Origin of the sequence: Acidisoma sp. S159, from assembly GCF_009766125.1 — a bacterium.
GTDB lineage: Bacteria > Pseudomonadota > Alphaproteobacteria > Acetobacterales > Acetobacteraceae > Acidisoma.
In genome coordinates this window covers 39396-53720 of sequence record NZ_LMUG01000002.1, presented here as the reverse complement: position 1 = coordinate 53720, position 14325 = coordinate 39396, and the positions used below count along the sequence as shown (strand labels likewise).

The window sequence follows — 14325 nt, the reverse complement described above, 5'->3', positions numbered from 1 at the left end:
GGAAAACACGATGGCGATGTCGGCCGGCGCGATCGAGAGCCTCATTCTGGCGGCTATTCCCGACGCGCGGGTGACCGTCGAGGATTTGGCGGGGGATGGTGACCACTACGCTGCTACAGTGGTCAGTGAGCAGTTTCGTGGCTTATCCCGCCTGAAGCAGCACCAGCTGATTTACGCCGCCTTGCAAGGACGCATGGGCGGCGAATTGCATGCCTTGGCCTTGCAGACCTCGGCGCCCGAATAAGGAAGATCAGACAATGTCCCAGAGCCTCGTTACGGAGCGGATCCAAAAGGATATCGCCGAGAACCCCGTCATGCTGTTCATGAAGGGCACCGCGATGTTTCCGCAATGCGGATTCTCCGCCCGCGTAGTGCAGATCCTCAGCCACATGAACGTGCCGTTCAAGACCGCGAATGTGCTCGAAGACCCTGCTCTGCGCGACGGCATCAAGCAGTTCTCGAACTGGCCGACCGTGCCGCAGCTCTACGTCCAGGGCGAATTCATCGGGGGCTGCGACATTATTACCGAGATGTTCCAGGCCGGCGAGCTGGCGACCCTTTTCGCCGAGAAGGGTCTGGTCGAGCCCGAGGCCGCCCCTCAAGCCGTCAGCGCCTGACATTCGCACTGGGCGGAACGTGTGGTCCGCCCAGGCTGCTCCATGATCCCCGGCAGCTAGGCGACCCTCCGGAAACCTTTGCTGTGACGTTACGTTGCTATATCGTATCGATATGGCAGTGCACATCGCCGTCCTCATCGCTGCGCGGAACGTCGCCGCCTATGTGGCTTATGCGATCGAGTCGGTCATGGCTCAAACTCATCGCAACTGGACGCTTGTCGTTGTCGATGACGGCTCGACCGATCGCACCGGAGAGGTCACAGCGCGCTACAACGATCCCCGTATCCTTCAGCTAAGACAGGCGGCCCAGGGTGTCTCCGCGGCCCGCAACGCGGCTTCAGCGGGGGCGGGGGCGCCCGATGCGCTGCTGTTTCTGGATGCGGATGACTGGCTCGCGCCAAACGCTCTGGCGCGGCTCGCTGCTGCCCTGATGGCGGATCCGTCCGCTGTCGCCGCCCACGCGCCCTATGCCTTTGTCGCGGAAGGCGCGACACCTCGGCGGCCGGGGAAAGTGGAGCGGCATGCGCCGGCCGCTCCGGCCGATCTGCTGCCCAGGCTCATACGCGGCAATATATTCGTGAATGGCGGCCATGTGCTCATCCGCAGCTCGGCCTGGATGAAGGCAGGCCACTTCCGCCGGGAGCTGAGCTTTGGCGAGGACTGGGAATTCTGGACGAGACTGGCGCTGCGCGGACGTTTCGTCGCGGTCAGCGGTCCGCCCGTCCTCTTCGTGCGTCGCCGCGACGGCAGCGCCATGCGACGCTTCGCGGCTGATCCCGCCGCCTATCGTCCGGCTTTGGCGGCGATCGCCACCAACCGCCAGCTCGCGATCCGGCTAGGCCCGGCCAGGCTCGAGCGTCTCGTTCGCGTCGCGGCGGCGGAGGTGAGCTGGACCGTTGGATGGGAACTGCTGCGGCGGGGCCGCCGCCGGGCAGGCGTTTCCAGCTTGCGCCGAGGTCTGCGCGCCAAGCCCGGACCGCGCCGCGCTGCGCTTCTGGCGCTGGTCGCCTGTGGGCTCCTCAGCCGCCGGAGAGTTTGATCCGCGCGGCCATGGCGCAGGGTCGGGCGGCTTGGCGTCTGGCACGAGGTCGCTCATGTTACCTGTCCCACCGGCGCAACTTAAGCGGCGGTGGATGGGAGGGGACCGCACATGGCCCATGACGTTGTCTCGTTGGGAGAATTGCTGATCGACCTCGTGCCGCTGCCCGACGAAGGCCAGGGGCTGAGCTTTGTCGCGAAGCCCGGTGGCGCGCCGGGCAATGCCGCCGTCGGTCTCGCCAAGCTCGGCCGCTCGGTCGCGATGCTGAGCAAGGTCGGTGCCGACGCCTTCGGCCGCTTGCTGACCTCGACCGTCGAGGCGGCGGGCGTCTCCATCGCTGGTATCGCCGTCTCGCCGGTCCATCGCACCGGCTTGGCAGTGGTGACTCTGGATGCCGGCGGTGACCGGGACTTCCTGTTCTATCGGGAGAACTGCGCCGACGTGAACTTCTCGGTCGAGGAGGTGCGGGAGGATCTCATCCGAGCCGCCGGAATTCTCCATGTGAACAGCCTGGTGCTGGCCAGCCCGATCTCCGCCGACGCGCAGCGGCACGCGATCTCCGTCGCGCACAAGGCGGGGATTCTGATCTCGGCCGACCCCAATCTTCGCCCGCTCCTCTGGGCCGATCGCGCGGCGATGGTCGCGGCGGCGCGGGAAGTGGTGGGAACCGCCAATATCCTCAAGATCGGCGAGGACGAACTTGCGACCATCACCGGGATCAGCGACCCGCATGAGGCTCTGAGGTCCCTGTGGCACCCCGGCCTTCAGGTCGCCGCCATCACGGCCGGCGCGCGGGGTGCGACCATCGTGACGCCTGATGAGCGAGTGACGGTGCAGGGCATGCCGGTCCGCGTCGTCGATACCACCGGGGCCGGTGATGCCTTCATGGCCGCCTTCCTGGCCGGGCTGCTCGACTCAGGCTTCGATCTCTCGCGGGTCTCGCTGGAGAAGATCGGCATCGAGGCCTGTGCTTTCGGCGCCATCACCACCACCGCCGCCGGCGGCATGGACGCCATGCCGGACCGCGACAAATTGGAGAGTTTTCTAGGCGACAGGAGCTAGATCGGACGCCGCCTTCCGCCCGGTCTCTGAGATGACGCGGGGGCGGGAGATTGCAGAACGTTGAACTTACGCCAATCTGCTTGGCGGCGCCGGAGGGCGCAGCTATAAGCCGCCTCGCTCGGCCGGATACATTCCGTAAACGGTTGCCGTGCGATAGCGGAGATCAAGCCCGCATGATGGTGACGCTGCCACAAGACTACCAGCCGCTCGAGGAGGAGGAGTTCATGAACCCCCTCCATACCGAGTATTTCCGCCGCAAGCTGCTGCGCTGGCGTTCCGACCTCCTCAAAGAGGCAAATGGCACCCTGGCTAGCCTGTCCGAAGGAGGAATCCACGAGGCCGATATAACCGACCGCGCGAGTGTGGAGACAGACCGCGCCCTGGAACTCCGCACGCGGGACCGCGCGCGCAAGCTCATCGCCAAGATCGACCAGGCGCTGCAGCGGATCGAAAACGGATCCTACGGCTATTGCGAGGATACCGGCGAGCCGATCGGCCTCCGACGGTTGGAGGCGCGGCCGATCGCTACGCTCTCGATCGAGGCACAAGAGCGCCATGAGCGCATGGAGCGTGTGCACCGCGACGACTAGGCGCGAATTCTTCGTCGGCACTGGAACTGTACTGGGCGATGCGGCACTACTCCGCTCTGTCGCATCGCCCGGGCAAGCTACGCTAAGTTAACCTTTTGTCTCGCAATGTCGAACTTCTTCGAAGAAGGAGACGACACTTGCCTCAAGTAAATCGCTTCGACCCGAACCGCGGGGTCATCAATGCTGGACTACAGAACGCCGAGAGGTTTGGAATTTCGGCGAACCCGCCCCCCAGCTCGCGACTTCCCGCGAATGTGGCCGGGCAGACCGGCTTAGTGCCTAGGCAAACGGGCGGAAGTGGGAATCAGCAAAATACGGGCTACTCGTATCTACCGGATTTCGGTTTGAACGTTGGCGATACCTTCCTTGGTTTGGCTATGGGCGCCGCCGCTATGAATTGGATCAGGCACCGGCTCTGGCCGGCGCAGCCAGGTGGCCAGCCGGCACCAGGGGCAAACCAAAGACGATAATGAAGCCCGGGTTTTGCAAGCGGGCGCCGATGCTCTAGAAGGCGCCCGTCTACCCCGAAAGGCCTCCTATGTTTACCGTCCTGCTGGTCGTGCATGTCCTCGTCACCCTGGCGCTGATCGGCTCCGTGCTCATCCAGCGCAGTGAGGGCGGCGGATTGGGCATCGGCGGCGCTCAAGGCATGGGCAGCTTCATGACCGGGCGCGGCACGGCGAATCTGCTCACCCGCACCACGGCGGCGCTCGCCACCGTCTTTCTCGCGCTATCGCTGGTGCTGGCGCTGATGAGCCGCGGCAATTCCGGCGGCGCGAACTCGATCTTCAGCGCGCCGCCGCCGATCTCAACGGCCGCGACTCCGGCTATTCCCGCGGCGCCCGCCTCCAAGGCGGCGAAAGCCGCGCCGGCCGCGCCGTCCGTTCCCACGACTCCCGCAGCGCCCTCAACACCTTAACCGCCGCGTGGCTGCGTCACGCCCGGCCGGGGTTTCCTCGGCCGGCGGCGGACGTGTATGAGGACCGTCCATGACGCGTTTCATCTTTGTGACCGGCGGCGTGGTTTCCTCTCTCGGCAAAGGCATCGCGGCGGCAGCGCTCGCAGCGCTCCTGCAAACGCGCGGCTATTCCGTGCGGCTGCGCAAGCTCGACCCCTACCTCAACGTCGATCCGGGGACCATGAGCCCCTATCAGCATGGCGAGGTCTTCGTCACCGATGATGGGGCCGAAACCGACCTCGACCTCGGCCATTACGAGCGTTTTACTGGCGTCCATGCCGGCAAGCTCGACAACGCCACCACCGGCCGGATTTATTCCGAAGTCATCGCGAAGGAGCGTCGCGGCGACTATTTGGGCGGTACTGTCCAGGTCATTCCCCACATCACGGATGCCATCAAGGAAACCATCCTGAAGGGCACCGAGGGGCTGGATTTCGTGCTTATCGAGATCGGTGGCACGGTCGGCGACATCGAGAGCCTGCCCTTCCTGGAAGCCATCCGCCAGCTCGGCAACGAACTGGGGCCCGAGCAGGTCATGTTCGTTCACCTCACGCTGGTGCCCTATATCCCCTCGGCCGGAGAGCTGAAGACCAAGCCGACGCAGCATTCCGTCAAAGAGCTGCTGAATGTCGGCATCCAGCCGCAGATGCTGCTATGCCGCTGCGACCGTCCGATTCCCGAAACCGAGCGGCGCAAGATCGCATTGTTCTGCAACGTGCGGCCCTCCGCGGTCATCGCGGCGCTGGATGTGGATACGATCTATGCCGTGCCGCTGCGCTATCATGAGGAAGGCATGGACCGGGAGGTGCTGCGGCACTTCCACCTGCCGACCGAGCCCGCGCCCGACCTCTCGCGCTGGCACGGCATCCTCGACGCCATTCGCGCGCCGGAAGGCGAGGTGCGGGTCGCCATCGTTGGAAAGTACACCAACCTGCTCGACAGCTATAAGTCGCTCGCCGAGGCTTTGGCCCATGGCGGCATCAGCAACCGCGTGAAGGTGCGGCTGGAATGGGTCGATAGCCAGGTCTTCGAGCAGCCCGACGCCGTGCACCGGCTGGAAGATGTCCACGGCATCCTGGTGCCCGGCGGCTTCGGCGAGCGTGGCACCGAGGGCAAGATCGAGGCGGTTCGATTTGCCCGCGAACGCAAGCTGCCCTTCCTCGGCATCTGCTTCGGCATGCAGATGGCGGTGATCGAGGCGGCGCGAAACCTCGCCGGCCTGCCGGGTGCCTCTTCCACCGAATTCGGCCCTTGCGAGACGGCGGTGGTGGGGCTGCTCACCGAATGGGCGCAGGGCAATGAGTTGGTGCGGCGCGAGGCCGGCGGCGATCTGGGCGGCACGATGCGACTCGGGGCCTATCCGGCGACGCTGGCGGCCGGATCGCTGGTGCGCGAGGTCTATGACGGCGCGGCCTCGATCGAGGAACGGCATCGCCATCGCTACGAGGTCAATATCCATTTCCGCGAACAGCTCGAAGCGGCGGGCTTGAGGTTCTCAGGGCTGTCGCCGGACGGCATCCTCCCTGAGATCATCGAGTATCCCGATCACCCCTGGTTCATCGGCGTCCAGTATCACCCGGAACTCAAGTCGAAACCCTTCGATCCGCATCCGTTGTTCGAGGGCTTCGTCGCGGCCTGCGTGCGCCAGGCGCGGCTCGTCTGATGGCGGTCGTGCGCATCCGTAACGTGGCGGTCGGCAACGCCCTTCCCTTCGTCCTCATCGCCGGTCCCTGCCAGATCGAATCCGAGGCACATGCGCTGGAAGTGGCCGAGGCGCTAGTGGCGATCTGCGCGGCCGCCGGCATTCCGCTCATCTATAAGAGCAGCTTCGACAAGGCGAACCGCACCTCCGGCGGCGCGGAGCGTGGCGTGGGTTTGTCCAAGGGCCTCGCCATCCTCGCTGGCGTGCGCGAGCGTTTCGGTGTGCCGGTTCTGACCGACGTGCATGATGCGGCGCAGTGCCGCCCCGTCGCCGAAGCCGTGGACGTGTTGCAGATCCCGGCGTTTCTCTGCCGCCAGACGGATCTGCTGCTGGCGGCTGGCGAGACGGGTGCCGCCGTCAACGTCAAGAAAGGCCAGTTCCTGGCGCCCTGGGACATGAAGCATGTCGCCGCCAAGATCGCTTCCACCGGCAACGAGCGCATTCTGCTGACGGAACGTGGTGCGAGCTTCGGCTACAACACATTGGTGACGGACTTCCGCGGCCTGCCCGAGATGGCGCGCACCGGCTACCCCGTGGTCTTCGATGCCACGCATTCGGTGCAGCAGCCGGGCGGGCAGGGCGGTGCCTCCGGCGGGCAGCGCGAATATGCGCCGGTGCTCGCACGCGCGGCTTTGGCGGTGGGTTGCGCCGCGATCTTCATGGAAACGCATCCCGATCCGGATCATGCGCCGTCCGACGGACCGAACATGATCCCGCTACGCGAGATGCCGGCGGTGCTGGCGCGGCTGAAGGCCATCGATCGCGTCATTAAAGGATAGGCTGGCCGCGATCATGACGGTCGTACGATCCGGGCGGATTGCTCGAGTGGCACCGAGTTTTTATGAAGCGGCGATTACCAAACCCATAATTTGACGCGCAGGTTTACAACACTTAAATCAATACGATGTCGAAAATTTGAGGAAAGATCTTCACGAAACCAAAAGCTTTTTGCTGCTCCACTGTCGGTGCGGAGGAAAGCAAAAATGGTTACCGCGCATCTCTGGGGGCATGATCCTGCCCCGTTCACACGCCAGCATAGGCCCGAGGACACAAGAAATTCGGCTGCCTTTGATGCCGGCCTCAAAGAGGCTCGTTCGGTGCCGAAGGATATCTCTGAACCGAAGCTTCGCGGTCCGCCACCATCCTTAAGACCACGCGTCGCGCGGAAAGCGCATGAGCCCTCCCCAGCCAAGGTTGAAGGCGAACCTGTTTCAACGATCGATTGGAGCGATCCAGAGGCGGTTCGTCACTTCCTGATCGAGCTCCACAATAAGGAACCCAAAACAGCGGTTGCCAACGAAATCTTCCGAAACGGGATCATCAACCCTCGTGCGCTCGAGGGTTTTACGCGGGACTTCGCCAAGGAGTTAAAGTCACTGCCGCCCGGCGCGGATAGGGACGCCCTTGCACCACTTATCGCGAAACTCGAAGGACTGCCGGGCCGTCTCTACCAGGATTGCGTCGGGCTTGCCGCCAAAACGCCGGGCGAGCCTCTCGATCCGGCGCTGGCGATCGAACACCTCGCCGACCTGTTTGACGACATGCTGTTGGCCTGTAATCAAGCCAAGAAGAACGCGTCGACGGAGGACGGCAAGGCGCTTATCGGCTGGCTTGCCGCCATGATGCTGGCATCTAAGCGGATGGCGCGCACCAACTCGATCATTCCACTGATCGAACTTGCGGGGGTGGAGGGCTTCGCAGCACTCAAGAAAACGGCTCATCAGCATGGAATTCCCAGATCCGGGCATTCCGTTACTTATGGCGACAATGTCGGCGTGCAGGGCGGTGTTGGCCTTACCAAAGGAAATAGTGGCATCTTCAATATTAGCGCCCTCCTTCCGGTGGGCCTGCAGCGAACCATCAGTTGGTCACGCGACAAGGACGGCGACCTCAACCGCTACAAGCTAACGGGCTTCAAGGCCGGGTTGAAGGCAAGCTTCGGCGTTTTTGCGGCGGTCTCAGCTAGTCTGGGCTTTTCCGTTTTGGCTGAATGGGGCCGTTATCTCGAATCAAGCATGGATGCGCCGGGCATGGCAGTCGCGGCCTCGCAATATAGTGTTTTCCAAGGGCCCATCGGCAATCTCTTCTCCCACCGAGCAAATCGCGGCGCGCGCGAAAGGCATGAGGCGACACGAAGCTTCAAGAGTTTCTGGAGGCTCTTTTTTAGCGGTCATCGTGATCCGCTGCCAAACAAGCTGCCATACTTCATGAACGCCGAAAAAATGGGAAAAGGGGTGAGCAGGGTCGGCATTCATCAGGCCGGCAGCCAGGTGGGCGCTTATCTCGATGCAGCGAGAGGTGGGCATCATCATACAAATGCAATCGATCGCATGCTGCGCAAATACCTCCCGCGTAATAAAGATTTCGAGCGGATTGCTGAACGACAGGAGAATCCTGAGAACGCGCTCGCAGCGCTTTACCTCGACAATTACAACCAGAGGATTTCCGGGCCGGACAATGTGACAGATGCGAAATTGAAGGGAGACCCGCGCGCCTGGCAGCAGTTCACCGCAGCCGTCAATGCCGATCTCCGATTTACACCCCTCTCGGCGGAGGCAGTCACCGGCGGAACGCTCAAGAATGTTTTTAATACTCGGATCGCCGGGAATGCCGATCTGCTCGGGCAGCTTTACATCAAAAAACGAAGTGTCCGGCTCTCACGAACTAACAGGCCCATCGCCGAGATGATGAACATTGGCTACCTGAAAGAGAGCGACGAGGGCTTTAAATTCTTGGGACGTCTTTGGCATGATTATGGCGAGGCCGGCACCGCCCCCTCCGGGCCGCGCGCCACGCATCCGGCTTTGCGCCTTTCCAAGAAATTCTGGCCAATGTTCGGACAGAACAAACCTCATGCTCGGTATTTTGACGACGCGCGACGCAGATTTTACGGCGATCCGGCAGCGATGGCGGACCATCATTTCCACGTGGCGGCCGAGCTCAGGGATGGCGGCGATCCGGTCGAGCTCATGAAACAGATCGATCGCAATCTGGATCGTCTCGTCGAGACGTACAAGGGCTTCATGTCCGACGTCGACGATGCGATGCCGGGCAACTTCTTTTCGCCCGAGCCAGCGCTGGACCGGATCAACCAGAACATTTTTGGGGGCGACTATCCGCTGGATGGAACGCCGGAGGCAACGCTCAAGATCCAGGCCGATGGCGTCAACAGCTTTTCTCTGGCGCTGTCGGACCTGGCGTTATCGATTGCTGCCGCGAAGCACGAGGGGTCTCTCCGCGAACCCAATCCTGAGGCGGATAAGCTTGGACAGGCGCTCGACGCGCGGTACAAGGACGTCGCCAAGTTATTGAGTAGCGAGTCATTTGCGATGCCGCGCCGCGATTCCCGCCGCCGGGCTGTCTTTCGGACCGCGGCTGCTTCGACGAAACTGACAACCTATGGGGAATTCGATTTCGCGCTAAACTTCTTAAACCTCGGCCAGATGCTCGCTAACGTCAACAGCGCGGTTCTCCCAGTCCTGCCTTTCCAGCCCCAGGGCCAAGCCGAGGTCACGCTCTTTTTCGAGAGGGACGTGGTCAAACTTCACTCGGATCCGGGTCGTGTCGGAACCTACTGGACGCATGGCATGTCGGCGCAAACGCTGCATGGACTTGGTGTGGCGAAGCGATTTTTTCAGAAACTATTCGGGAAAGGGCGCAATGAAATCCCGCCAGAAGATGTGGATGAAGATCTTCTAAAAGAGATCAAGCTCCATGGATTTCAAAGCTTGATCAACAATAATTGGTTTTTCAATGTAACCAAAGTCTATCATCGTCTGCCTGACGTCGCCCGTCATTCGCTTGTGGAGAAGCTCGAGACCAGGACCGTCTACCGGGGCCACACCAACAGCACCAGCTTTCCCACACCAAACCTGGCGTCGGCGGCTATGGCCCATGGTATCCCAGCGGTGCTCAACATCACCGGGGGTATGTCCTCCGGAACCCAGAAGGTGAGCAGCTTCAAACTCGGCGGCGATCTGCAGAACGCCTTGCTTCACTTCACTGGGCAATTCTCCAAGCTCTTTATTGCCGATCCCAATGGCGAACTCGATATCGCCGCCACCGCACAAGCCTTCGCGAAAGATCCTATGCTTCTGGAGGCATTGTTCTCCGATGAGGGTGCTATTCTCGATGTCTTGAATCAGATTATCCAGTTCGATCCAAAGCGTCCGTTCGCGCCCTTCGTCGATATCGACTGGAAGACACGCAACAGTTTCAATCCGATGGCGTTCTATGTGGATGAGGATCGGATGCGCGTGTTCAGGTCGAGCGCCGCGGCGAACCACTTCTCGCCGGGTTCCGGTAAGATCGCGAGCGCGGGTCCGGGTAAGGAGTCCGCGGTACTTGAACTCTTCAAGCAGTGCCGGCGCCTGAGGCGGGACGAACCTGAGCTTCTCGCACGCATCAGGGAACTTTTCGTACAGCAGGCGGATTGGACGCCGAAGGAGCAGTTCGACTTTTTCACGAAGACTAAGGAGGGCCGGCACCTTTTCAAAACCTTCTATAGCCTTATGTCGAAGCTTGCCGAAGCGCGTGTCGACTTGCTCAACGCGCGTGGCTATCCGCTATTGTTGAACGAACCATTCCTTGACTCTTTCCCTACCACCTACTCTCGGGCACCCGTGGCCGCCCACTAAGGCGGTCCACGCCTAACCGCGAGGATATACGCGAAACGAGACGCTTGGATTAAATGCTTCGGTAATCACAAGTCTTTAGCTTCCCTCTCGAAAAGTCGCTACGGCGACGACACGATTAACCGAGGGGTAATTGATGAAGGGTCACTTAAGGCGCGAGGTCGGCGCCTGGCCGCTGCTGTTTACAGGCATCGGATCGATTATTGGTTCGGGTTGGCTCTTCGGCGCGGGACGCGCGGCCGCGATCGCCGGACCCGCCGCCATTCTGGCATGGATCGTCGGCGGTCTCGTCGTCCTGACCATTGCGGGCGTCGCTTCCGAGTTGGGCGGCATGTTTCCGGAGACCGGCGGTACGGTGCGCTACGCCTATTACACCCACGGCTCGCTTGTCGGTTTTCTTTCGGCCTGGGCTAATTGGCTGGCGATCGTCACCGTCATTCCAATCGAGGCGGAAGCCTCGATCCAATATATGAGCTCCTGGCCTTTCGCGTGGTGCCACCGGCTGTTTCAGAATGGACACCTGACGTTTCTCGCGATCGTGCTCTCAGGTTTCCTCATCATTGGCTATTTCCTGCTGAACTATTGGGGCGTCCGGCTCTTTGCCCGGGTCAACACGCTCATCACCATCTTCAAGCTGCTGGTGCCGGCGATGACGGCGGTCGCATTGCTCTCCACAGGCTTCCATCCGGGCAATGTGACGGGAGCGACGGGCGGCGGTTTCATGCCCTATGGCGCCGCCAGCGTGCTGACCGCCGTCGCGACGTCCGGCATCATCTTCGCTTTTAACGGCTTCCAAAGTCCGCTTAATTTGGCAGGAGAAGCGCAAAACCCCGCACGCGATATTCTGTTCTCGGTCGTCGGCTCGGTGCTTATCTCGGGTGTGATCTATCTGCTTCTGCAGATCGCCTATCTCGGCGCCGTCGATCCGCGTTTGGTGATTCATGGCTGGAGTGGGATAAAGTTCAGCTCACCCTTCGCGCAACTCGCGATGTCCTTCGGACTCTCCTGGCTCGCGATGCTGCTCTATTTCGACGCTTTCTTGAGCCCCAGCGGCACGGGTATCGCCTATGTCGCGGCAACGAGCCGCATGGTTTACGCGACGAGCCGAGGCGGCATATTGCCCGCGATGTTCTCCCGGCTTCATCCCATTACCGGCGCGCCGCGCCCGGCGCTTTGGTTCAACTTCGTCGTGTCCATCGTTTTCCTTTGTTTCTTTCGCGGCTGGAGCGCGCTGGCGGCGGTCATTTCGGTCGCCACCGTCATCAGCTTCCTCATGATGCCGGTCTGCGCTCTCAGCTTGCGCCGTATCGCGCCCGATCTACGGCGCCCGATCAAGCTGCCGGCCATGGAGATTCTCGCACCGACGGGCTTTGTCTTCGCGTCCCTGTTGCTCTACTGGGCGCGCTGGCCGCTGACCGGGAAGATCATCCTGCTTCTATTGGCCGCCGTACCAATCTACGCCTTCTACCAGAGCCGCGTCGGCTGGAGTAGCTTCCGCCCCCAGTTGCGTGCCGGCTGGTGGTTCGTCGGGTATTTTCTGGTGATGTGCCTGGTGTCCTGGGGCGGCAGCAAACGCTTCGGCGGCGCAAATTACGTGCCTTTTGGCTGGGACATGGTCTTGGTCATCGTGGTGGCGCTGGGCTTCTTCTGGTGGGGCATCCGGAGCGCCTGGCAAACACCGGACATCGTTGAAACACGAGCCAATGGCGGTTTCTGGGATTAGCCGCCACATCCTCTCGCCGAATAATACGGCCATTCAACAATCTTGCCCATATTGTTGAATGGCCGTATAACACGGTCAGGGCGAGGCAGGAGAAGCCGATGTCGGATGGTTTGGTGCGGGTCGATCGGGGCACACGAGAGGGACGGCGCCGCGAGCTCATCGAGGCGGCAACCGGGGTGATCGCCGAACATGGGCTTGCCGGCACGACGCTGGCGCGCGTCGCGGCCGAGGCGGGTCTGTCGGCAGGCATCGTCAACCATCATTTCGCGACCAAGGACACCTTGCTGCTCGAAACCCTGCGAACCCTGTCCGAGGAATTTGGACGGCGGGTGGAGACGGTGCTGTCCGAGGCGGGTGATAATGCGGTGGATGGGTTGCGGGGTCTGGTCCTGCTGCATTTCGACCGTGACCTTGCAAGCGCCCGGCATGTCGCTGTCTGGTACGCGTTTCAGTCCGAGGCGCGCTGGCGAGCCTCCTACACGACCCTCTGCGGCGAGCATGACCGTTTCCAAATGGCCGCGATCCGCGATCTGATCGGCGCCGTGGGGGGCCCGAAATGTGATTCGGATGTGCTGGCGCGGTCGCTGATCGGCCTGCTGGATAGCTATTGGCAGGATATCCTCTTCGACGAGCCGGCCTTTGACCGGCAGGCGGCTGTGGCGGGCTGCCTGCGTTTCCTCGCGGTGATCCTGCCCGGCTTCCCCGCCGACCCTCCAGCCGCCAAATCCCCCGCGACCATCATCGCCTTCCCAGGCGGCGAGACAACCGACGGTGCCCCGGAAAAACCGGCAGGCCCGCCCGAGACGCTGCCGAGCTGGACCTATGTGAGCGAGGAGTTCTTCGCCCTCGAGCGGCAGGAGATCTTCCTCAAGGAGTGGCACATCGTCTGCCACATCAGCCAGCTCCAGAATCCCGGCGACTACCGCAGCTTCTCCTTGCTCGGGGAGCGCGCCTTTGTCATTCGCGGCAAGGATGGCGTGGTGCGCGGCTTCAACAACGTCTGCCGTCATCGCGCGCATGCGGTGGTGACGGGAGAGGGCGGCAATTGCCCCGGCGCCATTGTCTGCCCGTATCATGGCTGGTCCTTCAAGCTGGATGGCGCGCTGAACACCGTGGCGGCGCCTCATAGCTTCGCGGAGTTCGAACGCCTGGATTACGGCCTCTTCGGCGTCGAGACCGAAGTCTTCATGGGCTTCGTCTTCATCCGCTTCGGCGGCGACGGCCCCTCGGTTGCCGAACGCCTGGCGCCCTATGCGGAGGAGATGAAGGCGTATCGTTTCGACGAACTGGTTCCAGCGAGCGAACTCACCGTTCAGGAGAATCACGCGGACTGGAAGACCGTCTGGGACAATTACCTGGAGGGCTATCACTTCGCCAAAGGCCACCCGGAACTCTTCAGCCTCATGGGCAACCGCTACGATCTCGCAGCCGATCCCGCGCGCCGGGTAGCGAGGCTGGGCCACTCGCTGCGGCAAAAGGCGGGCACGAGCTGGTCGGGCCGGATGTATCAGTCGCTGAGGCGCAGGCCGGAGCATCTGCCGGAGCATATGCGGGAAAACTGGACCTATCTCTTCTTCTTCCCGCTGCTTTCCTTCGACGTCTATCCTGAGATGATCGGCCATTTTCAGGTTCTGCCGACCGGCCCTGGAACCTCTCAGCTTCGTTACCAGAATTTCTGTCTGCCCGAGCAACTCGAGGGGCGGCAGGCGCGGGCGGAGCGCTGGCTCAACGCGCGCATCAACAATCGCGTGCAAGGCGAGGATGACGCGCTTGTGACTTCGGTTCAAGGCGGCCTTAGTTCGAGCGCCTACAGCGTCGGCGTGCTTTCAGAGAAAGAAGTCATCGTCCACAACTTTCAGAATTGGGTGAGGGATCGCCTGCCCATTGCGACAGTCCTCCGGCGTCCGGAGCCTGGAACAATGGCCGCCATCAACCGCGATTTGATGGCGCAGCGTATGAACTGAAGAGCCCATCTGCGCCTTGACCCAACGGCGGCGGCC

General features: G+C 62.1%; 11 protein-coding genes. All 11 read left to right on the top strand.

The genetic code is table 11. The features are described from left to right. Positions 1-10 precede the first annotated feature (10 nt). The 11 genes from GSQ92_RS00475 (at position 11) to GSQ92_RS00425 (ending at position 14289) form a co-directional block, all read left to right on the top strand. The gene (locus GSQ92_RS00475; protein WP_158801974.1) at positions 11-244 is read left to right on the top strand and encodes a BolA family protein; all 234 of its coding nucleotides are present in this window, start codon (positions 11-13) and stop codon (positions 242-244) included. Positions 245-257: 13 nt separating this feature from the next. Continuing rightward, complete coding sequence (gene grxD / locus GSQ92_RS00470) at positions 258-617, top strand: Grx4 family monothiol glutaredoxin (RefSeq protein WP_158801975.1); 360 nt, start codon at positions 258-260, stop codon at positions 615-617. Positions 618-735: 118 nt separating this feature from the next. Then, positions 736-1656 carry a glycosyltransferase family A protein gene (locus GSQ92_RS00465; RefSeq protein ID WP_158801976.1) on the top strand — a complete coding sequence of 307 codons (921 nt, stop codon included), beginning with the start codon at positions 736-738 and terminating at the stop codon, positions 1654-1656. 111 nt (positions 1657-1767) lie between these two features. Next, positions 1768-2718 carry a carbohydrate kinase gene (locus GSQ92_RS00460; protein ID WP_158801977.1) on the top strand — a complete coding sequence of 317 codons (951 nt, stop codon included), beginning with the start codon at positions 1768-1770 and terminating at the stop codon, positions 2716-2718. Between the two features lie 176 nt (positions 2719-2894). After that, entirely contained in the window at positions 2895-3308 is a 414-nt protein-coding gene (gene dksA / locus GSQ92_RS00455) for an RNA polymerase-binding protein DksA (RefSeq protein WP_158802382.1), read from the top strand. Between the two features lie 538 nt (positions 3309-3846). Next, positions 3847-4227: a preprotein translocase subunit SecG gene (gene secG / locus GSQ92_RS00450; protein ID WP_158801978.1), complete on the top strand. Its 381-nt coding sequence runs from the start codon at positions 3847-3849 to the stop codon at positions 4225-4227. A gap of 70 nt (positions 4228-4297) precedes the next feature. Next, positions 4298-5929 (top strand): CTP synthase, encoded by a 1632-nt coding sequence (locus GSQ92_RS00445; RefSeq protein ID WP_158801979.1) that lies wholly within the window; start codon positions 4298-4300, stop codon positions 5927-5929. Continuing rightward, positions 5929-6747, top strand: coding sequence for a 3-deoxy-8-phosphooctulonate synthase (kdsA, locus tag GSQ92_RS00440; RefSeq protein ID WP_159012814.1), 819 nt, complete (start codon positions 5929-5931; stop codon positions 6745-6747). Before GSQ92_RS00445 ends, kdsA begins: the two co-directional genes overlap by 1 nt. Positions 6748-6951: 204 nt before the next feature. Then, entirely contained in the window at positions 6952-10605 is a 3654-nt protein-coding gene (locus tag GSQ92_RS00435; RefSeq protein WP_158801981.1) for a hypothetical protein, read from the top strand. A 133-nt stretch (positions 10606-10738) separates the two neighbouring features. Further along, the gene (locus tag GSQ92_RS00430) at positions 10739-12325 is read left to right on the top strand and encodes an APC family permease (RefSeq protein ID WP_158801982.1); all 1587 of its coding nucleotides are present in this window, start codon (positions 10739-10741) and stop codon (positions 12323-12325) included. A 98-nt stretch (positions 12326-12423) separates the two neighbouring features. After that, positions 12424-14289, top strand: coding sequence for an SRPBCC family protein (locus tag GSQ92_RS00425; protein WP_158801983.1), 1866 nt, complete (start codon positions 12424-12426; stop codon positions 14287-14289). Positions 14290-14325 lie beyond the last annotated feature (36 nt).

What these genes read in the sequence shown, in the direction of transcription:
- dksA (WP_158802382.1), top strand. Translation starts at nt 2,895, where the DNA reads ATGGTGACGCTGCCACAAGACTACCAGCCGCTCGAGGAGGAGGAGTTC.
- kdsA (WP_159012814.1), top strand. Translation starts at nt 5,929, where the DNA reads ATGGCGGTCGTGCGCATCCGTAACGTGGCGGTCGGCAACGCCCTTCCC.
- GSQ92_RS00435 (WP_158801981.1), top strand. Translation starts at nt 6,952, where the DNA reads ATGGTTACCGCGCATCTCTGGGGGCATGATCCTGCCCCGTTCACACGC.
- grxD (WP_158801975.1), top strand. Translation starts at nt 258, where the DNA reads ATGTCCCAGAGCCTCGTTACGGAGCGGATCCAAAAGGATATCGCCGAG.
- GSQ92_RS00460 (WP_158801977.1), top strand. Translation starts at nt 1,768, where the DNA reads ATGGCCCATGACGTTGTCTCGTTGGGAGAATTGCTGATCGACCTCGTG.
- secG (WP_158801978.1), top strand. Translation starts at nt 3,847, where the DNA reads ATGTTTACCGTCCTGCTGGTCGTGCATGTCCTCGTCACCCTGGCGCTG.
- GSQ92_RS00475 (WP_158801974.1), top strand. Translation starts at nt 11, where the DNA reads ATGGCGATGTCGGCCGGCGCGATCGAGAGCCTCATTCTGGCGGCTATT.
- GSQ92_RS00430 (WP_158801982.1), top strand. Translation starts at nt 10,739, where the DNA reads ATGAAGGGTCACTTAAGGCGCGAGGTCGGCGCCTGGCCGCTGCTGTTT.
- GSQ92_RS00445 (WP_158801979.1), top strand. Translation starts at nt 4,298, where the DNA reads ATGACGCGTTTCATCTTTGTGACCGGCGGCGTGGTTTCCTCTCTCGGC.
- GSQ92_RS00425 (WP_158801983.1), top strand. Translation starts at nt 12,424, where the DNA reads ATGTCGGATGGTTTGGTGCGGGTCGATCGGGGCACACGAGAGGGACGG.